Raw genomic sequence first — 24370 nt, forward strand, 5'->3', positions numbered from 1 at the left:
AAACCAAGCCAACCACAGGCTTTGAAAGACAAAGTTTTTAAATCTTCAAGGACAGCATCATTTGCCACCCATTTCTTCTACCCCCACCTATAGGCTCTCCCCAAACATACAAAACAAAATAATCTGATAGACAATGAACAATCACCAATAACAAAAGCCGCTTCATGATATCTTCATGCCTTTGACTGAAAACTACAGAAAAAGTTTCGTCTTTGTTTTGTTGAACAAGTTTGCCTCTTCTTTTTTCTGACATTTTTTCTCTTCTAGCGTTTTTTAATGTCATCATCACTCTCCCCTATCGGTTTAAGGACATTAATAATAAAAAGCCTTCATAAGAATTTGATGTTTCGATAAAGTAGAAAAATTCATCAACGTGCCAAGTACAACAACCTTTATCCCTTCTTCAAAGAAAGGACTTTAATTTTTTCATCACTCTGTGAAACAGCACCCTCCCATCGCACCTTATCATCTTTCAAGGCAAAAGGAAACATGGGCATAAGTCCCCTAAAAACCTGATATTCCTCATGTCCCCCATAACAAAACTTTTCTTGCATAGAGCAAAATCTTTTCTGCTTTAGCAAGGCTCAATGATGCAACAGTTATTGCACTGATTTTTTTAGACAATAAATTTGATCTCCTTTCCATTCAGCGAAGTTGAAATATTCAATCTTAACATCCATACAGCCCCATCTTTAATGAGATTGCAAAAACTCTTTAAACAGAATGTCTTAAAAAAGCATTCAACAACATATCCCCCTTTTATTCACGATCTTCGACGTATTGCAAAGCTTGAAAACTTATACAAAACGTCGAAGATATCATGAGGATACTCTTTATCTATTTGACAACATTGAAGACACACTTATTTTTCAATTGCATGATAAAAAATACGTGGTGCACTATTCCAAACCCATTTTTTGACATCAGATGTCATCGCTATCGTATGATACGTCTGATAAATAAAAGCATAAGGTCCTTTTTGCATAAATTCACGCTGCAAATCAGCATACATTTGCGCTCGTTTTTGTGGATCTTTTTCAAATAACGCATCCTGAACCTTTTGATTCATAGTTTCATCAAAATACCCATGACACCAACTCGCATAGCCTGTATTTTTTTTCTCAAACCGATTATCAGGATTGTAAATAAGGCGTGAAGCCATTGTATGGGGATCAGCAGAGTCATTATTCCATCCGAAAAAAATCGTATCAAAGGCACGTGCAGACAATTTTGAAAACAACTGCGTACCCACAAAACGTTCAATTTTAAAACGTACTCCAATCTTTTTTGCATTATCTTGGAGAGACTGAGCGATAGGCAAAGCAAAAGGATAAGGAGATGCTCCTGCAAAAATCCTAGCCTCAAAACCGTCCGGATAACCGGCTTCCGTTAAAAGCTGTTTTGCTTTTTGAAGATCAAGTTTAAAAGGTTGTCCTTCTTTCTCATCCAAAGCTCCAAGATTCCCAAGAGGAATAAAGCTTGCCCGTGGAACACCAACATCTTTGAGAAGATTCTTACCGAGTCCTTCATAGTCAATAAGATAGCGCATCGCTAAACGCACTTTTTCATTGGCAAAAATTGGATTTGTCACATTGAACCCCCATATGATCACGGATGGCTCTAACACTCTTTCAACTTTAATATCCGTTGTTGCTTGGAGATCTGCCAAATCCTCTGGCATCAAATTACGTGCAACATCAATATCGTGTTTTTGCAACAATAAACGTTGTGTTCCAGGCTCCGCAACATGGCGAATGAGAATCTTCTTCAATTTAGGCGCCTCCCCCCAATAATTGGAGCTTGCACGCAACAAAATCCCTTCTCCAGGACGCCAGCTACTTATCTGATAAGGACCAACACAAGCAGAATGATTTGCCAAATACCGGTTTCCCATATCACCATTTTTTTCCTGTTTCATGAGTGTCTCACGATCAAGCAAAGCAAGAGTACGAGTAGTGGCAAAATGGCTAAGAATAAGCTCTGCTGGATAAGGTTTATCAAATTTCATCACCACTGTTTTCTCATCCGGGGACTGAAAAGCCTCATCAATATTTTGCTCTGTAATACCATATTCATTAAATGTCGCAGCAGAAGCCATCTTTAATTTAACAATCCGCTTCATGCTCCAAATAAGACCATTGGCATTCGCAGAACGACCATCGTTGAACTTCAAGCCATCGCGCAAATGAAAAGTAATCACCGTATGCTGATCATCACTTAAAACATCCCAACTCTTTGCTAAAGAGGGAATAAGTTTAGCTGCATTATCTTTAGCTGGCTCGACTAAATTATCACAAACATTGACAAGAACTTCATTCCCATAACGGTCATTGATTTGCGCAGGATCAAATGTACTTATTGAATCAAGATTCCAAGCCATCACAAGCGTATCGGCAGGTGTTTTCGCTGAAACTTGTTGCACAAAAATCCCCAGTGCAATAACAGCAAAAATAAGAGAGCTGCTACTTTTCAATATTTTTCCTTTCAAGTTCATAGACTTTTCCTTTTAAAATTTATTGTATAAGTTCCCATGCAACAATAACGTGCAAGAAATAATAAGATCAGACTTAGAAAACATACCTCCTCGAAATAAAATAAAAAAACTCAACAGAAACAGCTCCTTAAAAACCACACAGTCTCTCTAAGCAGGTATAGGCGAAACCAAAATATGCAACGAAAAACGAATCTGAATATAAAACGAAGATATCAAGTATAACAGCACCTGTGGGCGATATTACAGCGCTTACAATTCGGAATCATATCAGGCAAAATTTCCTTTTGCTTCATCAAACAAACCTTCTCCTTCAAATTTCTTTTTTCGATTTTATAAAAAGTGTCGCTAAAACACCAACTCCAGTTGCTTCAAGAGCCTCAATAAAAATTTGATATTTTGATGATCTTAGAAAAATTGTAATTTGCCGAAATTGATCATTTTTCCCCCTTATCGAAGAGGAAATTTGAATTTTTACATCACTCCCCATAACAATAACGCCCTCCAATTGCATTTCATCATCTTTCAAAGCAAAAGGAAACATGGGCATAGGCACCATAAAAACCTGATACTTCTCATTCCCCTACAACAAAACTTTTCTTGCACATCGTAAAGTCTTTACGCCTTTAACAATGCTAAATTCTAAAACAGTTGTTATACGAATTTTTTCAACAAATAAATTGAGCACTTTTCAATTCAGGAAAGTTAAAATATTTAGTCTTAACATCCACGCAAACACATCTTTAATGAAAATACCCCCTTTTTATTTTTAAATAAAAATCTTGAAAAGACACTCAGAAATATATCTTTCGCTTATTATCCACGATCTCCGACGTCTTGCAAAGCTCTAAAGCCTATACAAAACGTCGAATATATCATGACGATACTTTTTTATATTTACAAATAAAGATTATTTTTCAATTGCACTATAAAAAATACGTGGTGCACCATTCCAAACCCATTTTTTGACATCAGGTGTCATCGCGACAATATTATAGACCTGATAGATAAAAGCATAAGGTCCTTTTTGCATAAAATCATGCTGTAAATCAGCATACATTTGTGCCCGTTTCTGTGGATCTTTTTGAAACAACGCGTCTCTCACCTTCTTATTCATATCTTCATCCAAATAACCATGGCACCAACTAAGATAACCTGTTTTTTTAGCCTCAAACCGATTATCAGGATTTAAAATAAGACGTGAAGCCATCGTATGCGGATCCGCAGAAGCATTATTCCATCCTATAAAAATTGTATCAAAACTCCGTGCATAAAGTTTTGAAAACAACTGCGTACCGATAAAATGTTCAATCTTAAAGCGCACACCCACCTTTTTTGCATTGTCTTGGAGTGACTGAGCAATGGGCAAAGCAAAAGGATAAGGAGATTTCCCTGCAAAAATGTTAGCCTCAAAACCATTTGGATAGCCTGCCTCCGTTAAAAGCTGCTTAGCTTTTTGAAGATCAAGTTTAAAGGGTTGTCCTTCTTTTTCATCCAAAGCCCCAAAATTACCAAGAGGAATAAAGCTTGCCCGTGGAATGCCAACATCTTTAAGAAGAGTCTTTCCAAGAGTGTCATAATCGATAAGATAGCGCATTGCCAAACGCACTTTTTCATTGGCAAAAATAGGATTTGTCGTATTAAATCCCCATATGATCATGGATGGCGCCAATATTTTTTCAACTTTAATATCTGTTGTTGCTTGAAGATCTTTTAGATTCTCTGGCGTTAAATTACGTGCCACATCAATATCGTGTTTTTCCAACAATAAACGCTGTGTTCCAGGCTCTGCAATATGACGAATTAAGATCTTCTTTAATTTGGGTGCCTCTCCCCAATAATTAGAACTTGCACGCAACAAAATCCCTTCTCCAGGGCGCCAACTTTCTAACTGATAAGGCCCAACACAAGCAGCATGACTTGCCAGATAGCGATTGCCCATATCACCATCTTGTTCGTGTTTCATAAGTGTTTCACGATCAAGCAAAGCAACAGTGCGATTAGTGGAAATATTGCTCAGAATAAGCTCTGCTGGATAAGGTTTATCAAATTTCATCACCACCGTCTTCTCATCGGGTGCTTGAAAAGCCTCATCAACATTTTGTTCTGTGATACCATATTCATTAAAAGTTGCCGCATTAGACAGCTTTAATTTGACAACCCGCCTCATTCCCCAAACAAGATCATGAGCACCAGCAGGCCGACCATCATTAAACTTCAAATCATCTCGCAAATGAAAAGTAATCTCTGTGCGTTGATCATCGCTTAAAACATCCCAACTCTTTGCCAAAGAAGGAACGATTTTAGTTCCATCATTTTTAGCAGAATCAACCAAATTGTCACAAACATTGACAACAACTTCAGCTCCATACCGGTCATTGAGCTGCGCAGGATCAAATGTACTGATCGCATCGAGATCCCAAGCCATCACAAGGGTATCAGCCGGTGTTTTTGCTGAAACTTGTTCCACAAGCATCCCCAGTGCCATAAAAGTGGAAACAAAAGAACTGATACTTTTCAATATCTTTTTCTTCAAGTTCATAGATTTTTCCTTTTAACGTTTATTGTATAAATTCCCCATGCAGCAAAACGTGCTTAATAATTTAAGTTTAAAGAACTATAGGCTTCTAAAAACCAAGCTTTAAAATCTTTAAGAACAAACACTTATTGCCAATCACTTCTCCTGCCCACACTTATAAGCCAAACCAAAACCACAAAGGAAAATACTCTGATATATAATGAACGCTCACCAACAACAGAGCTTATTCACGATATCATAACGCCTACTATTGAAGACTATAAGACTAAGATTCCTTTTCTCTTTTGTCTCTTGTTTCTTCTAATATTTTTAATGTCATCAAAGCACTCCCCTTCTTGGTTCAAGGACCTTAATAACAAAGAGCCTTCATAAGAATTTGAAACTTTGGTAAAACAGGAAAATCCGCCAATTTGCCAAGTGCAACGACTTTTATTCCTTCTTCAAAAGAAAAATTTGAATTTTTTCATCACTCCCCGTAAAATAACACCCTCCAATTAGCATTTCATCATCTTTCAAAGCAACAGAAAACATGGACACTATTAAAAAACTGATATTCCTCGTGTTTCCCCATAACAAAACTTTTCTTGCACATCGTAAATTCTTTGCTTCTCTAGCAATGCTAACTCCTGCAACAGTTGTTGCACTAATTTTTCAGTAAATAAATTGACCACTTTTCAATTCAGAGAAGTTGAATATTCAGCCTTAACATCCACACAAACACATCTTTAATGAAAATGCCCCCTTTTTATTTTTAAATAAAAATCTTGAAAAGACATTCAATATATCCCTCCCTTATTCACGATCTTCGACGTCTTGCAAAACTTTAAAACTTATGCAAAACGCCGAATATATCATAACGACGCTTTTATCTATTTGACAGCATTGAAGATACGCTTATTTTTCAATTTTACTATAAAAAATTTGTGGCGCACTATTCCAAACCCACTTTTTGACATCCGGTGTCATCGCAATAACAGTATATTTCTGATAGATAAACGCATAAGGTCCTTTTTGCATCAATTCACGTTGTAAATCAGCATAGAGTTGCGCCCGTTTTTGTGAATCTTTTTGAAACAACGCCTCTTCAACTTTTTCATTCATTTCTGTATCAAAATACCCATGCTGCCAACTAGGATAGGCTGTATTTTTTGCCTCAAACCGATTATCCGGATTATAAACAAGACGTGAAGCCATGGTATGAGGATCCGCAGAATCATTATTCCATCCGACAAAAATCGTATCAAAAGCACGTGCATAAAGTTTGGAAAACAACTGTGTCCCTGCCAAACGCTCAATTTTAAGACGCACCCCTGCCTGTGCAGCACTATCTTGAATGGACTGAGCAAGCAACAAAGTATAGGGGGAGGAACTTGAAACAAGAAAATTGGCCTCAAAGCCATTCGGATAACCAGCCTCTGTTAAAAGCTGCTTGGCTTTTTGAATATCAAGCTTAAAGGGCTGTCCTTCTTTTTCATCTAAAGCTCCAAGATTGCCAACAGGAATAAAACTTGCCCGTGGAATACCAACACCTTTGAGAAGCTTCTTGCCGAAACCTTCATAGTCTATAAGATAGCGCATCGCCAAACGTACTTTTTCCTTAGCAAAAATGGGATTTGTCATGTTGAATCCCCAGTACATCATGGATGGCTCTAATACTTCTTCGATTTTAACATCTGTTGTTTTTTGTAGATCTGCAAGATCTTCAGGGGTTAAATTACGAGCAACATCAATATCGTGCTTTTGTAACAATAAACGTTGTGTTCCAGGCTCTGCAACATGGCGAATAAGAATCTGCTTCAGTTTCGGAGCTTTTCCCCAATAATGGGAGCTTGCACGCAACAAAAGAGCTTCTCCAGGGCGCCAACTTTTCAACTGATAAGGACCCACACAAGCAGCATGCGCTTTCAAATACTGATTTCCCAGATCGCCATCTTTTTCATGCTTCATAATTGTCTTGCGATCAAGCAAAGCTGTCGCAGGACTTGCAACAATATTATTAAGAATGAGCTCTGCTGGATAAGGCTTATCAAATTTCATCACTACCGTTTTTTCATCAACAGCTTGCAAAGCATCATCAACATTTTGCTCTGTAATTCCATATTCATTAAAAATTGCGGCATTACCCATCTTCAATTTGACAACCCGCCTCATCCCCCAAACAAGATCATTGGCGTTGGCTGATCTCCCATCATTAAACTTCAAACCATCGCGCAAATGAAAAGTAATCACCGTACTGTGATCACCCCCTGAAACATCCCAATGTGTTGCTAATGCGGGAACCATTTTAGCAGGATTATCTGTAGCACCACTCACCAAATTATCACAAACATTGCGAATAATTTCACTTCCATAAACATCCGTAAGTTGTGCGGGATCAAATGTACTGATTGCATCAATATTCCAAGCCATCACAAGAGTATTAGCCGGTGTTTTTGCTGAGGACTGTTGTACAACCATTCCCAATGCCATAAGAACAGAAACAAGAGAGCCGCTACTTTTCAATATTTTTCTTTTCAAGTTCATAGACTTTTCCTTTTAACGTTTATTGTATAAATTCCCCACGCAATAAGAACGTGCAAAATAACAAGATTAGACGAACCATAGGCTCCAAGAGACAAAGGTTTAAAACTTTCAAACAACACTACCTATCAACTACTCCTCCTGCCATACTTATAAGCTCCCCCCCCAAGATGCACCGAAAAACAATTTAATATACAATAAATGGTATAACCGATAACAAAATCTACGGGTGATATCACAACATCTACCACTGAAAACTACACGACAAAGATTTTGTCTCTCTTGCTTGTCGAGCAAGCTTTCCCCTTCTTTCTTCTAGCATTTTTCGCATTATCAAAGCCCCCGTTAGCACAAGCACCTTAATAATAAAAAGCCTTAACAACAATTTGAGCTTTCAACAAAACAGGAAAATTCACCCATTTTTCAACACCAACCAACTCTCTCCCTCTGCTGCAAGAGGAGTTTTGAATTTTTCCATACTTCCCCGCTAAATAATAAGCCTCTCATTATATATTATTTCAAAATAAATATCTTATTTCAAAATAAAAAGAGCATGAGCCCCACCCCCCCTGATATTCGCTCATGTGCTCGTACAGAACAAAACTTTTTCAACATTCTATTTAATACTTTTGCTCCTTTAACAACACTCAATTCATTGCTTGCATTTTTCAGCAAAAAATATCTTTTCAATTCACTAAGGTTGAAATATCTAAATATAACACCCATATAAGCACACCCTTATCAGAATAGATAGTCTTTTTTTAAGTAAACTGCCTTGAAATATTATTTCTATACACGGGACAATAATAAGTCCGTTACAAAATCTTCAACGAACGAGAACTTTCCCCCTGATGCGAAATATCAAAAAGTTATAAAAAATCCCCTACAATTTCTTAGAAAAAAAAGAAATTTCTTCATTTAACAAAAGAAGTGCCATAAAAATATCGGGAAAAATGCAATAGAACACGCGTGTATTTCAACAACCAGCACTGATATTACACCAGTACTAAGGTGGTGAAAAAATAATAAAAAATAAAAAAACGTTTTTCCTTTATGATAATAACATCACTATACGATGATAATACAACAACACAAAAGATTCGAAAGTATATTTAAATGAACAGAAAGAAAAAATTGTCAAATTCTTTTCATGCATTTCTTGGCGGAACATTTAGTCGCGTCAGTCTAAAATTACTGATCCTTTCATTCTTCATTGGCATCGTAATGAAGTTTTTTGGATGGACACCTCGAAACCTCACACAGAAAATAATAGATTTTCTTCAATCTTTATGGGAAAGGGGATTTATAACGCTTACAAACTTCTTCCATATAACTATGATGGGCGCTATTATTGTTGTGCCTATTTTTCTTATCTCACGCATTTTTCATAAAAAATAAACGCTTTAAATATTTTTCTTAGCGCTAGTCTTTTCGAAAAATCAAACGACATAAAAATCCTGTGCTCACAGCGATAATCACCGCAACAATACCGTATAAGAAACGATACTTATGCGCTGCATAGAAAATTGTATAAGCGATATGTGCTTTAACAATTTCAAGAGTCGTTGTTGCACTATCAACAAACTGCCCATCACGAAAAAGATAAGCACGAGCCTTATAATGTCCAACAGGGATATTGGCTGGTAAACGAAAATGTGCCGTGAAAAGTGTATCAGAACCAAAACGAACACCGCCTACTTCTTCATAATAAAGGCTTTTAGCTTTTTGCAGTTTTATAAGTTCATCGCGAAAAATTTGTATTTTTTTCTGATCTTTCTCATCTGTTTGCAATGGCAAATAGAGTAACCCTAACCCCAAACGTTTATAATCTTCCATGCTGGTAATATCATCAATTTCACGCGTTGTGACCATAGAGTAAAAGAGAGGAACATTTTTAAAAATAAGGGAATCTGTATTAACCCATACACCGGCATTGCGTTTTTTTTCCCGCATGACCATTGTCCGGTTTTGTCCTTCCAAGCTGACAACAACATCATAACGGTTCTGTCGAGAATATAGTGGATCAATATTTTCCAAGACACCAGCAATATAAAGATCACGACCAGAAAAATTTGCATCCACGGTAATCGTATTCGTTGTGACGATAATTTGAACAGTTTCGTGATCAACGTTATCAATGAATGTTGCTGTCGTCCCAACATGTGACCATGTAGAAAAAGAAACAAAACAAAAGCAACCTGCAATGATGCATAAAGAAAATAATCTACCCATTTTTATCTCATAAGAATATCCAGAGAGAAAAGATTATCAGGGCGTACAAATAATTGAAAAGCAAGACGCATACACACAATCAACACCAAACATGCAAGTGCCATACGCAATTGTTCCGCTTTTAGCTTCCGTCCAGCTCGTGTTCCATATTGCGCGCCAATACTTCCTCCGAGCATTAACAAAAAAGCCAAGACAATATCAACCGACTGATGAGTCATACTTTGCAAAACTGTCGTGAAAGAAGACACAAATGTAATTTGAAAAAGTGAAGTCCCTATCACAACATTGGTTGGAACACGCAGCAGGTAAATCAATGCAGGGATCATAAAGAATCCCCCACCAATTCCCATGATAGAAGACAACAACCCCACAATGAGACCAATCCCTAACACTGGAACAATGCTGACATAGATCATAGATGTCCGAAAACGCATTTTAAATGGTAAGCGATGAATCCAGTTATGGCGATGTCGACCTGCAAGACGGACATTGGCTTTTCCTAACCTACGCTTGCGCCTCATATCATACCAACTTTCAACAATCATCAAGCTTCCTATACTTCCAAGAAGAATTACATAAAGAAGCGAAATCATTAAGTCTAATTGACCCAACTTTTTCAAAACAGAAAAAATCTGAATCCCGATTAACGAACCGCCCCCTCCTCCAATCGCCAAAAGAATACCAAGTTTGATATCAAGCGTACGTCGTCTAAAATGTGTAATCGCCCCCGTTACAGAGGATGCAATCATCTGGTTAGCGCCAGTTCCAACAGCAATAGCAGGAGGAATATTATAAAAAATCAATAAAGGTGTGATGAGAAAACCACCACCAATGCCAAAAAGACCTGAAAAAAAACCAGCAACGACTCCCATACCAATCAAGATCAGCATATTGAGTGACATTTCAGCAATTGGTAAATAAATACTCACTGATAGAACCTTTAAGATAATTTGAGGTTTTTGAAAAATTGGAGAATTTTTCCAACTTATCCTCTTTGTCCAATAATCTCTGTTGCGTATTTAAAAGGACAATTTTAATTACTACTGCTTTCGCACAATGACGAATGCGCAAGACATTTCACATCTATTAACATCAACACTATAAAAACTAAAAAAAATGCGCTCCTTTTAAAAAGCTATAAAAACATAACGTTATCGCGACCACAAATGCAACGATTAAAAAACAAAGAAGACTTTTTTTTACGAAATAAGATAAAAATGAGACATGTCCCCGAGACTGCCCCTTTAAGGCAGAAGAAAAATCATCCTCAATGCAAGAATGAGATGCTGGGTAATGGTTAGGTGCTGTTCCCCCCACATCTTTTTCTTTTATCACTGTACGCTCCACTGCTTCTTCAGTCTTTTTAAAAGAAGACTTCAAAGCATCATCACTTGGCAAAAGTGCATCTTTAGACAAAAGCGCATCTCTGGGCAAAAGTGTATCCCTGGGCAAGAAACCTTTATTTTCTCGCTGCAATGCATTTTCAACATTTGTTTGGAGTGGCGTTATACTGTTTTGTCCTGAAAAATTTTGCACCTTTTGAAGGAATAAGCGTTCTTGATTTCCCTCACATTCCATATAAGCAAGTTTTTGTACAACAGAATCAGGTGATTTTGAACGAGACACCCGTCGTGTTGCCGCTGCTTCCTTTAAGATTCTTTTTTCACCCTGCAAACTTTGAATAAGTGTTTTAATCTGCTCTAAAGACTCAAAAAGCCTTTTTTCCCTTTGGCGACGAATATAATGTTCAGCCAAAATAGCGCGACTAATATCATCTAAATAAGATTTAAAATGCTCTTCGACAGATCCCTGCTGGTTCAAAGGACGAGACAAATGCTTCATTTTCATTTGTGCATAAACAGTGCGTAAATTTTGAGCAATGTCTGACATTGTTACTTCCACAGGCGCCTCTATTCTCTCCTTTTGCTCAATAAAAGAAGAAAATTGATCACTCCGAACCTGATTGGTTGTCTGGTCGATCGTATGACCCTTCGTATTCACAAACGCCTACCCCTCATTAACCTCTTTGAAAAGAATCGTTAAGAAATGATAAGAAAGTGTACTCTATTTTAGTAAATAGAGCTTTAAGAACGCCCAAAAACTTTCTTGTTAGAAATATTTTCCCACTATTCATCTAAAATATTTGCCTAATATTCATCTTGAGTATTTGAAAGAAAAATCTTTTCTCCCCTCAAGATTTGAAGCGTAAAATCATTCCCCCATTTTTATTGTTTTCACTTAATTTTTCATTACATAAAACCCTTATTGCGCCATCATAAATAGAGCCTATAAAACGAAAAAAGAATATTCTCACAAGGCAGATTAATTTTTTTACTTTTTATTCAAGCAAATAAGGCAATTATGGCAATGAACAAAGAGATGAAGATTGAAAATGACGACAAGAAAGTACAAGTAAACATAAAAAAGCTTATATGAAAGAAAACACAAGTTATAAATAAGACTTCATTTTAAACAATTTGGTTTCTTACGCGTATTGCTATAAACTTGTGATCATACAAACAAAGAGGATCATCATGAAGATAATTGTCGCTGTCAAACGTGTTGTTGATTATAACATCAAGATACGCGTCAAGCCCGATAGCACAGGCGTTGATCTGTCTCACGTAAAAATGTCTATGAATCCTTTTGACGAGATAGCCGTTGAAGAAGCAATTCGTCAGAAAGAATCTGGTAAAATTTCAGAAGTTGTTCTTGTTTCAATTGGACCAGAAGCCGCCCAAGAAACTTTACGAACAGGACTTGCCATGGGGGCTGATCGCGCCCTTCTTGTCACAACGGATCAAACACTTGAACCTTTAGCAATCGCTAAGGTTCTCAAAGCCATTGTTGATGAAGAAAAACCCGATATGGTCTTTTTAGGAAAACAAGCGATTGATGACGATAGCAATCAAACAGGACAAATGCTCGCCGCGCTTCTTGGTTGGGGACAAGCAACTTTTGCCTCACATTTTAACATAGAAAATAGACATGCTACAGTTACCCGTGAGATCGATAATGGAACACAAACCCTTCATCTTCCCCTTCCCATGGTTATGACGGCCGATCTCCGGCTCAATGAACCACGGTACACCTCTCTCCCCAATATCATGAAAGCAAAAAAGAAAATTATTGAACAAAAAGCTCTTGCTGATCTTAGCATTGATACGAAAGCACGCCTCACAATTTTAAGTGTTGAAGAGCCAAAACCCCGTCAATCTGGAGTTAAAGTTGCTAATGTGGCAGAGCTTGTCAGTGCACTAAAACAAAAAAACTGCATTTAATATTTTCTTAGAGTACTAGAGTAAAAGCAATACGCATATAAAAGGGTAAAAATTTATGGCAATTCTTTTATTGGCCGATCATAATACAGAAGAAACCGCAAAAGCGCTCACCGCCGCGCACGCACTCAAAAGCGATATCGATATTTTGGTTTGCGGAGAAAATATTCAAACGATAGCAGAAAAGAGTGCTAAACTTAATGGTGTGCGGCAAGTTCTTATTGCTGAGGCAGACTATTTAGCCCATCAACTCGCCGAGCCTATGGCAGATACAATCATCTCACTCGCAAATGATAATGATTATGATGTAATCATGGCTCCATCCAGCAGCACTGGAAAAAATGTGATGCCACGCATAGCTGCTCTTCTTGATCTTATGCAAATTTCAGATATTACCGCCGTTCTTTCACCCGACACCTTCAAACGCCCCATTTATGCAGGCAATGCAGTTGAAACTGTTCGCAGTAATGATCCCAAAAAAATTATCACCGTTCGCACAGCTTCTTTCACACCAACAGCTTCCCAAAATAATTCAGCGCCCATTAAAACAATAACACCAGCGCCCAATCCCAATCTTTCTTCTTTCGTAAAAGCAGAAGCCAACAAAAATGATCGTCCTGATCTTACCTCTGCACGTGTTATTATATCAGGCGGGCGTGGTCTTGGTTCACAAGAGAAATTTATGGCTCTTCTTCTTCCTCTTGCAAATAAATTAAATGCGGCTTTAGGAGCTAGCCGCGCAGCAGTTGACGCAGGCTATGCGCCCAATGATTGGCAAATTGGACAAACAGGAAAAGTCGTTGCCCCTGAACTCTATATCGCCGTTGGCATTTCTGGTGCAATCCAACATTTAGCCGGTATAATGGATGCACAAATTATTGTTGCCATTAATAAAGATGAAGAAGCACCCATCATGCAAATTGCCGATTACGCCCTTGTCGGTGATCTCCACCAAATTATTCCAGAATTGGAGAAAGCTTTATAAGCCATGAATGCCTCTCAGCATCTTCAATGCAAAAATCTGAAATTTAACAAAGTCATTGTTATGACAGAACCAACACCAACAGAACTTTTTGCCATGCAAATCGTTGTTTCATCTCTTGTGGGCAATCCACACCAAACTGTTCCAGAATTGGAGAAAGCTTTATAAACCATGAAAGCAGCTCTGCATGATCAGCGTGAAAGTATGGCGTTTGACATCGTCATTGTTGGAGCAGGTCCCGCAGGGCTTTCTGCTGCCATTCGTCTGAAACAAATTAATCCTGAGCTTTCTGTCACAATTGTTGAAAAAGGGACCGAAGTTGGGGCTCATATTCTCTCTGGCGCCGTTGTTGACCCCATTGGTATCGATACACTCTTACCGGAATGGAGAAGTGACCACGATCATCCCTTTACAACCCCTGTTACCCGTGACCAGTTTTTTTTTCTAAAGCCTCACAAAGCGACACGATTGCCCAATATCTTGCACCCCAAAATCTTATCCAATGACGGGTGTTATATCGTTTCACTTGGAAGCGTTTGCCGCTGGCTAAGCAAAAAAGCCGAAGCGCTGGGTGTTGAAATTTATCCTGGGTTTGCCGCAACAGAACCCATCCAGAATGAGAATGGAGCCATCATTGGTGTTCTCACCAGTGATATGGGGCTTAACAAAGATGGAACCCCTGGAAAAAATTATATGCCTGGTATGGCGTTATTGGCAAAATATACTCTGATTGCAGAAGGAGCACGCGGCTCAATTGCAAAACAACTGATACAAACTTTCAACCTTAGCAAAAATTGTGAACCCCAAAAATTTGGTCTTGGTCTCAAAGAACTCTGGGAAATTGAACCACAAAAACACCAACGCGGTTTAGTGCAACATTTCACCGGTTGGCCCTTAGACAATCATACCGGCGGTGGTGGTTTTCTTTATCACCAAGAAAACAATGTCATTTCTGTCGGTTTTGTTGTACACTTAGATTACAAAAACCCTTATCTTTCTCCCTTTGAAGAATTTCAACGTTTTAAAACACATCCAAAACTCTATGAAATCTTCAAAGGTGCAAAGCGTCTTTCCTATGGTGCCCGTGTTATCAGTGAAGGAGGGTGGCAATCTGTACCAAAGCTTACCTTTCCTGGTGGCGCGCTTATTGGCTGCTCTGCTGGCTTTGTTAATGTTCCTCGTATCAAAGGATCACACAATGCCATCTTATCTGGTATCTTAGCCGCCGATAAAATTGCTACCGCTCTTGCGCAAGGACGTATCCATGATGAGATCAAAGAAATCGAAGAGCAATGGCGAAAAGGGCCCATTGGCAAAGATCTTTATAAAGTGCGAAATGCCAAACCGTTTTGGGCAAAATATGGGACAAAATATGGAATTAAACTTGCCGGTTTTGATATGTGGTGGCAACAACTGTTTGGATTTTCCTTATTTAAAACACTCCCCCATGGCAAGGAAGATTATGCCTGTCTTGAACCAGCAGAAAAATTTCAACCCATAGCTTATCCAAAACCCGATGGTGTTGTAACGTTTGACCGCCTTACAAGTGTTGCCCTTTCCAATACGCAGCATGAAGAAAATCAACCTTGTCATTTAAAAATAGCCTCATTAGAAAAACAAAAAGACTCCGAATATGCCGTCTATGGAGGACCTTCCACACGCTATTGCCCCGCCGCTGTCTACGAATGGCTAGAGCATAAGGGGCAGCTCACTTATGTGATTAACGCTTCAAATTGCATACATTGTAAAACGTGCGACATTAAAGATCCCAACCAAAACATCACTTGGATCTGTCCGCAAGGCAACGAGGGCCCCTTCTATCCCAATATGTAACCTCGACCTCATCATTGTTTGTTCTGCTAAAATTGCAATATACAAAACACAATCGATAAAAATATTTTTTCAGATGAGAAATCTATCAATCACCTTCATACATAGGCTCTTTCACGATATAAAAATTATCCTATTGTAAAGTGACCAACGATTTAAGCAAATCAACCCGAGTAAATAAGCCGTTGTCATGATAAAAATGTCCTGATAAAAATTAAGCCAAAATAGCTTATGAGTATGGATAAAATTTTGATAAGATCTTGTGGGAAAGGGTATTTGATGAAGAGAAAAAGGCATGTGTGAGAACGCATATTTTATAGGTGCGCATGCTTATTCGGCCCCCCTCATAGAGCCAGGGCTTTATCTTGTGGCAACACCGATCGGGAATCTTGCAGATATTACGCTTCGTGCTTTGCAAGTGCTGGCAGGCGTTGATATTTTAGCGTGTGAGGATACGCGGGTAACACGTGTTTTGTTGGAACGTTACAGTATTCGAAAAAAAACTTTTCTCTATCATGAATATAACGCGCACAAAGCAGGTCCGAAGCTCTTAGCGGCTTTAGCAGAAAACAAAACGGTAGCGCTTGTTTCAGATGCGGGAACACCACTTATTTCTGATCCTGGATTTCGATTAGTCGAAGAAGCCCGTAAGGCGGGTCATAAAATTATCCCAATCCCTGGAGCATCAGCTCTTTTAGCTGCTCTGATACCAACAGGGCTTCCGACCGATAGCTTTTTCTTTGCAGGTTTTTTAAGTGCACGCAAAGCGCAGCGTCAAAAACGATTAGAACAATTAAAAGAGATTCCAGCAACTTTGATTTTTTATGAATCACCGCATCGTCTTGTTGAAACTTTACAGGATATGGTTACTCTTTTTTCGGCAGATCGACCTGCCGCCATTTGTCGTGAATTAACAAAAAAGTTTGAAACCGTAGATGTTTCTAATTTGGGAAGTTTGTTGGAAAACTATAGAAAACAGACACAGATTCGTGGGGAAATTGTTGTGCTTGTTGGAGAATCATCATCTTCTTGCTTAAATGTGATCAGTGATCAAGAAGTTAATGAAATGTTATTAGAAGGCGCACGGACACATTCCGCGGCTCAAGCAGCAGCTTTGGTTGCAAAAAAGACCGGTTTGAAAAAGCAGGAACTTTTCCAGCGGTTGATTTTTCTAAAAAATGTGTAAAATAATGCATAAGACCATACCAAAAAAACAGAGACAAAAGTCTTTTTATCGGGGAGTTCGTGCAGAAAAATTGGCAGCTTGGTGGTTGCGTTTCAAAGGGTTTCACATTGCTGAAATGCGTTTTAAAACAAAGTGTGGGGAAATTGATTTAATTGCACGACGTGGAAATCTTGTATTAATTGTTGAGGTCAAAGCACGTTCAACGTTGCTGGAAGCAATGGAAGCGGTTTCCCGAATGAATGAAAAGCGAATTGAGGCAGCAGCTGATATTTGGCTCGCACGGCAAAAAGATTATGCCCTTTTGTCTGTACGCTTTGATTTGATTGCAATTTTACCTTGGCGTTGGCCAAAGCATATCCCCGCATTTTTTACATCTGATCGATAAGAGGAGGCCCCGTTTTAACCATGCTCAATAAAAAAACATTTCGCCTTTATGTGTATATGCGTTAAAAAGTGTGTAACAATTTAAGCGCTATAAGGAGCGAAATATGGATGATTATGAAAAGTTTGCAACAGGTTTGCTCATTATTTTTGGAGCGCTGATTATTGGTGGTTTAATGGCAATGCATATTGTACTGATGAATAAACCAGGTTTTTTATTTGCATTAGCCGCAGCTGTTGTTGGTTGGTTTTCTGCTTTTGCCGTTCTATTTGACAAACCAAAAATCTATTTGGGCTTGATTATTCTTGCTATTTTATGTGTTGCTTCCTCAATTAGCATTTATGTGAGTTAAAACACCTAAGCTGTTGATTGAGATTCCTTTTAAAAAGTAAAACTGAGGAATAGAAATGAAACTTGGCTTTTTGGGAACAGGTACAATTAGTGCTTCCATGGTGAATGGCCTCATAACAAGTGCCTTTAATGTTTCCTCCATGATTGTTTCACCGCGCAATGCACAAATAGCAGAGCGTCTTTCACGCACTTATGATGAAGTTATGATTGCTGAAAATAACCAAGCATTGCTCGATATGAGTGATTGTGTTTTTCTTTGTTTACCCAACCAAATTGCAGAAGGCGTTTTGCGCTCTCTTCGCTTTCGTCCAGAACAGCTGGTTATTTCCGTTCTTGCTATGGCAAAAGCCGCAGAAGTGGAAGCGTGGATCAACCATAAAGTTTATCGTGCTGTTCCGTTACCTTTTGTCGCAGAATGCAAAAATTTGACACCCATTTATCCCGATCATCCGTTTTTACGCACTTTATTTGATGCATTGGGGGGCACATTGGTGCTCGAAAAGGAAGAACAGTTTAATCTTTTTATGACAGCGGGTTCTCTTATGGGCGTATATTTTAATTTTATCGAAACAGCCCATCAATGGTTTATAACACAAGGGTTAAACAAACAGCAATCAGCAGAGTTTCTGACCATGATGTTTGGAAATCTTACGGATGAAATGCGTAAAATTATAGCAACGGATCGTTCTACCTCTCTTAATTTTGCACTGCTTGAAAAAGAGTTTTCGACAAAGGGGGGAACAAATGAATTTTTGTCAAATTATTTTTCTCATCAAGGGGGGAAAAGTGCTCTCACAACAGCTCTTGAGGCAACTTTACAAAAAATGAATGCTTCTAAAAAGACTTAACCAACATAATTCTCATCTCAAAGATGAGAATTATGAATCTATTGATTGGGCTCTTTGTAAACATGAATTAATAAAACTATCTGCGATAGGTCTTTCAAGAGTAAGAAAAACGGATTTTTTAACTACCTATCCCTTTAATTTACATCAATAAAAATAAAACTTTCGATTAATCCTCAAGATATTTTTAGAGCGCAAAATCACTTATAAGAAGAAAATTCATCCTTTAATCCTTTAATATTTTAATATTTGAAATGAGAATACTGACAAAATCTTTTTCCATTTTACGTTGTTCTCTTGTCATGAAATAAAAAACGTTTGTTTGTCTATTAAAAAAGGAAGCAACATTGCGATAAAATCGTTTAAAAATAACGTAATAGACTTGCCAACTTTATGCAAAATAGAGGAAAACTTTGAGGGAGAAAAGAGCATAATGGGTATGACTTCTCTCTTTTTATTTAAGGAGAAATGCTATGAGATCTCTACACCTCACAGGAGTTTTTACATTCTATCATTCACAGGCACTCTCGTAAAACGAATGAAACACATTAAGAAATATTCTCTTTTCAAACAAGCGCTTGAATAATAAACATAAATATATTCTTGAGAATTTTGTTGTTGCATAAAAAAACTATCCCGATAAAAACCGCGGACAATGAAAACGTAAAAGAATGCGTTATCTCCACTTCTTAAAGATCTTTCTTTCGATGCTTTTGAACGTAGAAAAATCGAATGAAAAGATGATGATAAAAAATTATTTTCTCCGAATTAGAATTCATCTTCCCCTTACAAAAAGGCAACTATTTTTATATCTTTTATAAGTGTGTTTTAGCAAACTCTTTTTAAAAAACATATATTCAACAGAGTTTATTTTTTATTTGATCAACAATTGTACGATACCGTTGAGCATGCTCGCCATTAGGCTGAACAACAAAAATAGGGTTCCCCTCATCGGAAGAAAATCGTAAAGCTGCATCAAGCGGTATTTCTGCTAAGAACAGGACCTTTCGCCGTTCTGCTTCACCCCGCGCCCCACCATGGCCAAAAATATCGTAGCGTTTTCCTGTATCGGGAGCAATAAAATAACTCATATTCTCAATCAGTCCTAAAATAGGAACATTGACTTTCATGAACATTTCTATCGCTTTCCGTGCATCAACTAAAGCAAGATCCTGAGGCGTAGAAACAACCAACGCACCCGTTAATTGTACCTGTTGCGCAAGCGTTAATTGAGCATCCCCTGTACCCGGTGGCATATCCACAACTAAAACGTCCAAAGGCGCCCATACAACATCGCGTAACAATTGTGTTATAGCGGCCATAACCATAGGACCACGCCATACTACCGGCTTTTCTTCTTCCACCAAAAATCCCATCGACATCAATTTAAGGCCAAATTTTTCAAGAGGTTGAATCTTTTTTCCGCCCATAAGCTGTGGCTTTTGATTAACAAGCCCTGTCAAACGTGGCAAAGATGGACCATAAATATCTGCATCCATTACCCCTGTTTTAAAACCTGCATCTTGTAAAGCTAAAGCGATATTGATCGCCATCGTCGATTTTCCTACCCCTCCTTTTCCAGAAGCAACAGCAATGACATGCCGGACACCTTCTATAGGCATTTTCACAGGCAAGAGATGCGCTCTGCGTCGAGGCACTCCCTTTGTTGTTTTTTCTGCTGTAAGCGTGACAACAACAGATTCCACGCCCTTCAAAGCACACACCAGCTCTTCAGCAGAACGGCGCAACGACTCCCATTCTTGCACACGTCCATCAGGAACTGTAATGGAAAAGAAAACCTTACCATTAGCGATTAATATTTCTGAAAGAAGCCCCAACGATACAATATCGCTTTCAAGATCTGGTCCTTTGATTTTACGTAACACGTTGCGGACAGCCTCACTTGTGATAAGATCCACGCTCTTTCCTCTCTATAAAATACCCCAAAATACCGGCAGGTCATCACCCTAAAATCTCTACTTTACTTAAAGGTTATAAAGTATAAATGACTTACATTTTAGCTCTTTAAAAACACGAAACCACCCTTAAATAAAGAAATTCAGGCACAAAATATGCTATAAAAGCCTATCAGTCACGTTTGAGCGCCAACACTTCAATGAATATTCTGATAAGAGTTTTGTAAAAAACAAAACTGAGAAAAGCTCTTAATATCAAAGTATTTTTTAAATTGAGTATACACTAATCCATCACGCTTTCTTTAATTCTTTAACGTTCTAATCATTTATTTTTTGTAGACTCAATTGTTTTCTATAGACTCAATCGTTACTTTTCTAACACATTTAAAATATTATCCAAAAGTGTCACAAACAGGTATAGGGTGTTTCGTATTTTTTCAAAAGAGAGAAAAACAATCTAAGATTGACTTTTTTTATATTTTTCCTTATGGATTAACAGCCGTATGATGGGGTAAAATTGCTCATCTCGCGCATAATTACTCATAAAACAACGATTAAGAAGGGCCGCACTCCGCGGTATTTAAATAAATGAAACGTACTTACCAACCCTCTAAACTTGTCCGTAAACGCCGCCATGGCTTTCGTGCCCGTATGGCCACAGCTGGAGGACGTAAAGTTATTGCTGCAAGACGTGCTCGTGGCCGTAAGCGGCTCTCTGCTTAACCATTTAAATTTTCACAACCGTTGAGAATTTCTCACCATTTCCTCGTTGTGAAACTTTTGTTATGAACCTCTAATGCCTAATTGCAGGTCTTTAGTGAAATTGCGAAACGTTCTTTATGAAAAAAAAACATCCCTGCCGCATTCGCAAAAGAGCAGATTTTTTGGCTGTCCGTACAGGAGAAAAACGACGGGGTCCTTTATTTTTACTCGAAGTTAAATCTCGTGAACAAACAGCAGAAAAAAAATCGTCTCTTGTTGCGCGTGTAGGCTTCACTGTTACCCGTAAAAACGGTAATGCTGTGAAACGTAATCGTATCAAAAGGCGCTTACGTGAAGCCGTAAGAGTTGGTATAACAAACCACATGGAAGCAGGAACAGACTATGTCATCGTAGCGTATCGTGATGCGTTACATGCGCCTTTCACATCTTTGATTAGTGAATTAAATCGGCGAATAAAACCAAAAACAAAACATCAGCAACGACAACAAGGGTGTACGAATGGAATATAACCGCAATTTCTTTATCGCTATTGGCTTATCTTTCCTAGTGCTCATCGCATGGCAATTCCTTCATGTTGCTCCCAAACAAGCAAAGTTACAAAACCAACAAGCCATCACACAGCAACAGCAATTGTCAAAACAACAATCGCCCCTTTCTTCTGCTACGGTGAATTTTTCTGACGATACCTCAACGCATCCATCAACATCGATCATCGAACAACCAATGACTCCTGAAGTCCGCAAAGCTGTATTAGCCAAGACAGAACGTATTGCGATCAAAACCAATGAACTGGAAGGCTCTATTAATCTTGTTGGTGCACAATTTGATGATCTTCACCTTAAGAAATATCGTGTAACAGTCGATAAAAAATCACCGGAAATTGATTTGCTCAATCCTAAAGGATTCAAAACGACTTACCTTGCTGAATTTGGTTTTGCAAGTGCATCTTTGCCAGCAAAAGCCTTGCCACAACCTGATACACAATGGCAAATAGAGGGAAACAATACCACCCTGACCCCTTCAACACCCATCACTTTGATTTATAATAATGGACAGGGACAAATCTTCCGCCGTACCCTTTTTGTTGATGATTATTACATGTTTACCATTGAGGATTCTATCAGCAATGAAAGTGATCAACCCATATATCTCTCATCCTATGCCCGCGTTGCCCGTGCAGCACCACCAGAACATACAAATGCAACCTATTTGCTTCATGAGGGGATGATCGGTATTGCAGGGGACTCGCTTAAAACTGAAAAATATAAGACCTTAGCAGAGCTTGATCCAAATCCTGATAATGGGCAAAAAAGCATGACTTTTTCCAAAGTGACAGGAGGCTGGATTGGTATTACCGATAAATATTGGGCTGTAGCGGTTATTCCCCAACAAGATAAAGAATATACAAGCCGTTTTATTTATTTTGATCGTTTACAAACGCATTATCAATCTGACTTGCTAGGATCGCTTTTAACGATTGCCCCTAATGAAACAAAAACTGTTACAAATCATCTTTTTGCTGGTGCAAAACAGGTTGAAATCATTAATCACTATCAAAACAACCTAAAAATTAACAAGTTTGCTCTCTTGATTGATTGGGGTTGGTTTGATTTCATCACAAAACCTATGTTTGCCCTCATTGATATTCTTTATAAGCAAACAGGAAATTTTGGTATTGCCATCCTTCTTGTCACAGTGCTCTTAAAAATACTTCTTTTCCCTCTCGCCAATAAATCTTATCAATCTATGGCGCGCATGAAGCTGCTCCAACCGCGTTTGCTAGAGATAAAAGAAAAATATCCCGATGACAAAAACAAACAACAACAAGCAATTATAGAACTGTATAAAACCGAAAAAATTAACCCCCTTGCAGGCTGTTGGCCAATGTTGGTTCAATTTCCAATATTCTTTGCGCTTTATAAAGTTCTCTATATTACCATTGAAATGCGCCATGCTCCTTTCTTTGGCTGGATTCAAGATTTAGCCGCCCCCGATCCAACATCTCTTTTCAACTTGTTTGGTCTTTTGCCCTATACAACACCAGCATTTCTTATGATTGGTGCATGGCCTTTGATTATGGGGATAACGATGTTTTTACAAATGCGTATGAATCCCGCTCCTCAAGACCAAACCCAAGCGATGATCTTCACATGGATGCCTGTCGTCTTTACTTTTATGCTTGCCTCTTTCCCTGTTGGTCTTGTCATCTATTGGGCATGGAACAATATATTGTCGATCATTCAGCAAGGTATCATGATGAAGCGTCAAGGAGCCAAAATTGAGCTTTTTGATAATTTAAAAACCATGTGGAAAAAATCACCCAAAAAAGAAGAGCAGACCCAAAAAGAAGCACAAGAATGACAAGAGATTCTTCCCTTTCTGGAGTTTTTTCTCGCAATTGGATTTTTATTCGTGGCGTTCCCGCAATACGCTTTCTTCCTCCTGAAGGACCACCAGAAATTGCATTTGCAGGACGTTCCAATGTTGGAAAATCATCTTTAATCAATGCACTTGTCCAGCAAAAAGGCTTAGCACGGACCTCAAATACACCAGGACGAACTCAAGAACTTAATTATTTTATCCCCGATGGCTTTAGTGGACAAAGAGGAGATCTTCCTCCTTTCGCAGTCGTCGATATGCCGGGTTATGGTTTTGCTGCTGCTCCGAAAAATCTGGTTGATGCTTGGACAAATTTGATTTTTAGCTATTTACGGGGACGCTCAACACTAAAACGTGTATATCTCTTGATTGATTCACGGCACGGCATTAAAAATAATGATGAAGATGTTCTTGCACTCCTTGATAAAGCAGCTGTTTCTTACCAAATTGTTTTGACAAAAAGCGATAAAATCAAATCAAATGCCTTGGAAAAATTGATTATGATTACACAAACAAAACTTCTCAAACATCCAGCAGCTTATCCTGAGATCCTTGCAACCTCTTCAGAAAAAGCGTACGGTTTAGAAGAATTACGAGCTGCCATTTTGCAAACCATTGCATAAGAGAACACATTCATATTATTAACAATTTATTAAGCATAATTGCTCGCCACTGCTAATGATCTTGTACTTCTATTCAAGCCCCTTTATAAAAAA

At 38.3% G+C, this 24370-nt stretch carries 21 protein-coding genes and 1 pseudogene; 12 read left to right on the forward strand and 10 right to left on the reverse strand.

Going from position 1 to position 24370, the window contains the following annotated elements; all coding sequences use genetic code 11:
• Window positions 1–37: 37 nt before the first annotated feature.
• From BTR_RS08790 to BTR_RS08810, 6 genes and pseudogenes are all read right to left on the reverse strand, one after another.
• On the reverse strand, window positions 38–283 hold the full coding sequence (locus BTR_RS08790) for a hypothetical protein (RefSeq protein WP_145972900.1): 246 nt from the start codon (window positions 281–283) through the stop codon (window positions 38–40).
• Between the two features lie 109 nt (window positions 284–392).
• A complete protein-coding gene (locus BTR_RS12905) occupies window positions 393–554 on the reverse strand; it encodes a hypothetical protein (RefSeq protein WP_158305294.1) in 162 nt (53 codons plus the stop codon).
• 308 nt (window positions 555–862) lie between these two features.
• Window positions 863–2494 (reverse strand): ABC transporter substrate-binding protein, encoded by a 1632-nt coding sequence (locus tag BTR_RS08795; RefSeq protein ID WP_012232216.1) that lies wholly within the window; start codon window positions 2492–2494, stop codon window positions 863–865.
• 156 nt (window positions 2495–2650) lie between these two features.
• A pseudogene (locus tag BTR_RS13845) lies at window positions 2651–2903 on the reverse strand (exodeoxyribonuclease VII large subunit); the annotation flags it as partial.
• A gap of 498 nt (window positions 2904–3401) precedes the next feature.
• Window positions 3402–5033 (reverse strand): ABC transporter substrate-binding protein, encoded by a 1632-nt coding sequence (locus BTR_RS08805; RefSeq protein WP_012232217.1) that lies wholly within the window; start codon window positions 5031–5033, stop codon window positions 3402–3404.
• 891 nt (window positions 5034–5924) lie between these two features.
• A complete protein-coding gene (locus tag BTR_RS08810; protein ID WP_012232218.1) occupies window positions 5925–7553 on the reverse strand; it encodes an ABC transporter substrate-binding protein in 1629 nt (542 codons plus the stop codon).
• Window positions 7554–8666: 1113 nt separating this feature from the next.
• On the opposite strand from BTR_RS08810, the gene BTR_RS13495 reads away from it, so the two are divergent.
• On the forward strand, window positions 8667–8948 hold the full coding sequence (locus tag BTR_RS13495) for a DUF6460 domain-containing protein (protein ID WP_012232219.1): 282 nt from the start codon (window positions 8667–8669) through the stop codon (window positions 8946–8948).
• 24 nt (window positions 8949–8972) lie between these two features.
• Here BTR_RS13495 and BTR_RS08825 read toward each other — a convergent pair whose 3' ends face one another.
• From BTR_RS08825 to BTR_RS08835, 3 genes are all read right to left on the reverse strand, one after another.
• Entirely contained in the window at window positions 8973–9782 is an 810-nt protein-coding gene (locus tag BTR_RS08825) for a TIGR02186 family protein (protein WP_012232220.1), read from the reverse strand.
• Window positions 9783–9784: 2 nt separating this feature from the next.
• Window positions 9785–10711 (reverse strand): sulfite exporter TauE/SafE family protein, encoded by a 927-nt coding sequence (locus BTR_RS08830; protein WP_012232221.1) that lies wholly within the window; start codon window positions 10709–10711, stop codon window positions 9785–9787.
• A 178-nt stretch (window positions 10712–10889) separates the two neighbouring features.
• A complete protein-coding gene (locus tag BTR_RS08835; protein ID WP_038473903.1) occupies window positions 10890–11783 on the reverse strand; it encodes a hypothetical protein in 894 nt (297 codons plus the stop codon).
• Window positions 11784–12316: 533 nt separating this feature from the next.
• Here BTR_RS08835 and BTR_RS08840 point away from each other — a divergent pair.
• The 7 genes from BTR_RS08840 (at window position 12317) to BTR_RS08870 (ending at window position 18639) form a co-directional block, all read left to right on the forward strand.
• Window positions 12317–13063: an electron transfer flavoprotein subunit beta/FixA family protein gene (locus tag BTR_RS08840; RefSeq protein ID WP_012232223.1), complete on the forward strand. Its 747-nt coding sequence runs from the start codon at window positions 12317–12319 to the stop codon at window positions 13061–13063.
• A 55-nt stretch (window positions 13064–13118) separates the two neighbouring features.
• On the forward strand, window positions 13119–14045 hold the full coding sequence (locus tag BTR_RS08845; RefSeq protein ID WP_012232224.1) for an electron transfer flavoprotein subunit alpha/FixB family protein: 927 nt from the start codon (window positions 13119–13121) through the stop codon (window positions 14043–14045).
• 168 nt (window positions 14046–14213) lie between these two features.
• Window positions 14214–15875, forward strand: coding sequence for an electron transfer flavoprotein-ubiquinone oxidoreductase (locus BTR_RS08850; protein ID WP_012232225.1), 1662 nt, complete (start codon window positions 14214–14216; stop codon window positions 15873–15875).
• Between the two features lie 292 nt (window positions 15876–16167).
• Window positions 16168–17058, forward strand: coding sequence for a 16S rRNA (cytidine(1402)-2'-O)-methyltransferase (gene rsmI / locus BTR_RS08855; protein WP_012232226.1), 891 nt, complete (start codon window positions 16168–16170; stop codon window positions 17056–17058).
• A gap of 16 nt (window positions 17059–17074) precedes the next feature.
• The gene (locus tag BTR_RS08860; protein WP_171815242.1) at window positions 17075–17443 is read left to right on the forward strand and encodes a YraN family protein; all 369 of its coding nucleotides are present in this window, start codon (window positions 17075–17077) and stop codon (window positions 17441–17443) included.
• A gap of 103 nt (window positions 17444–17546) precedes the next feature.
• Window positions 17547–17792, forward strand: a complete 246-nt coding sequence (locus tag BTR_RS08865) for a hypothetical protein (protein ID WP_012232228.1) — start codon at window positions 17547–17549, stop codon at window positions 17790–17792.
• Between the two features lie 55 nt (window positions 17793–17847).
• Window positions 17848–18639: a pyrroline-5-carboxylate reductase gene (locus BTR_RS08870; protein WP_012232229.1), complete on the forward strand. Its 792-nt coding sequence runs from the start codon at window positions 17848–17850 to the stop codon at window positions 18637–18639.
• An 854-nt stretch (window positions 18640–19493) separates the two neighbouring features.
• Here BTR_RS08870 and BTR_RS08880 read toward each other — a convergent pair.
• The gene (locus BTR_RS08880; protein ID WP_012232231.1) at window positions 19494–20555 is read right to left on the reverse strand and encodes an Mrp/NBP35 family ATP-binding protein; all 1062 of its coding nucleotides are present in this window, start codon (window positions 20553–20555) and stop codon (window positions 19494–19496) included.
• A gap of 585 nt (window positions 20556–21140) precedes the next feature.
• Here BTR_RS08880 and rpmH point away from each other — a divergent pair.
• From rpmH to yihA, 4 genes are all read left to right on the forward strand, one after another.
• A complete protein-coding gene (gene rpmH / locus BTR_RS08885; protein ID WP_005864709.1) occupies window positions 21141–21275 on the forward strand; it encodes a 50S ribosomal protein L34 in 135 nt (44 codons plus the stop codon).
• 116 nt (window positions 21276–21391) lie between these two features.
• Window positions 21392–21784 (forward strand): ribonuclease P protein component, encoded by a 393-nt coding sequence (gene rnpA, locus BTR_RS08890; RefSeq protein WP_012232232.1) that lies wholly within the window; start codon window positions 21392–21394, stop codon window positions 21782–21784.
• Entirely contained in the window at window positions 21774–23636 is a 1863-nt protein-coding gene (yidC, locus tag BTR_RS08895) for a membrane protein insertase YidC (protein WP_012232233.1), read from the forward strand. The genes rnpA and yidC overlap by 11 nt, the downstream gene beginning before the upstream one ends.
• Window positions 23633–24277, forward strand: coding sequence for a ribosome biogenesis GTP-binding protein YihA/YsxC (gene yihA, locus BTR_RS08900; RefSeq protein WP_012232234.1), 645 nt, complete (start codon window positions 23633–23635; stop codon window positions 24275–24277). Before yidC ends, yihA begins: the two co-directional genes overlap by 4 nt.
• The last annotated feature ends 93 nt before the right edge of the window (window positions 24278–24370 follow it).

This window comes from Bartonella tribocorum CIP 105476, assembly GCF_000196435.1.
GTDB classification, from domain to species: Bacteria; Pseudomonadota; Alphaproteobacteria; order Rhizobiales; family Rhizobiaceae; genus Bartonella; species Bartonella tribocorum.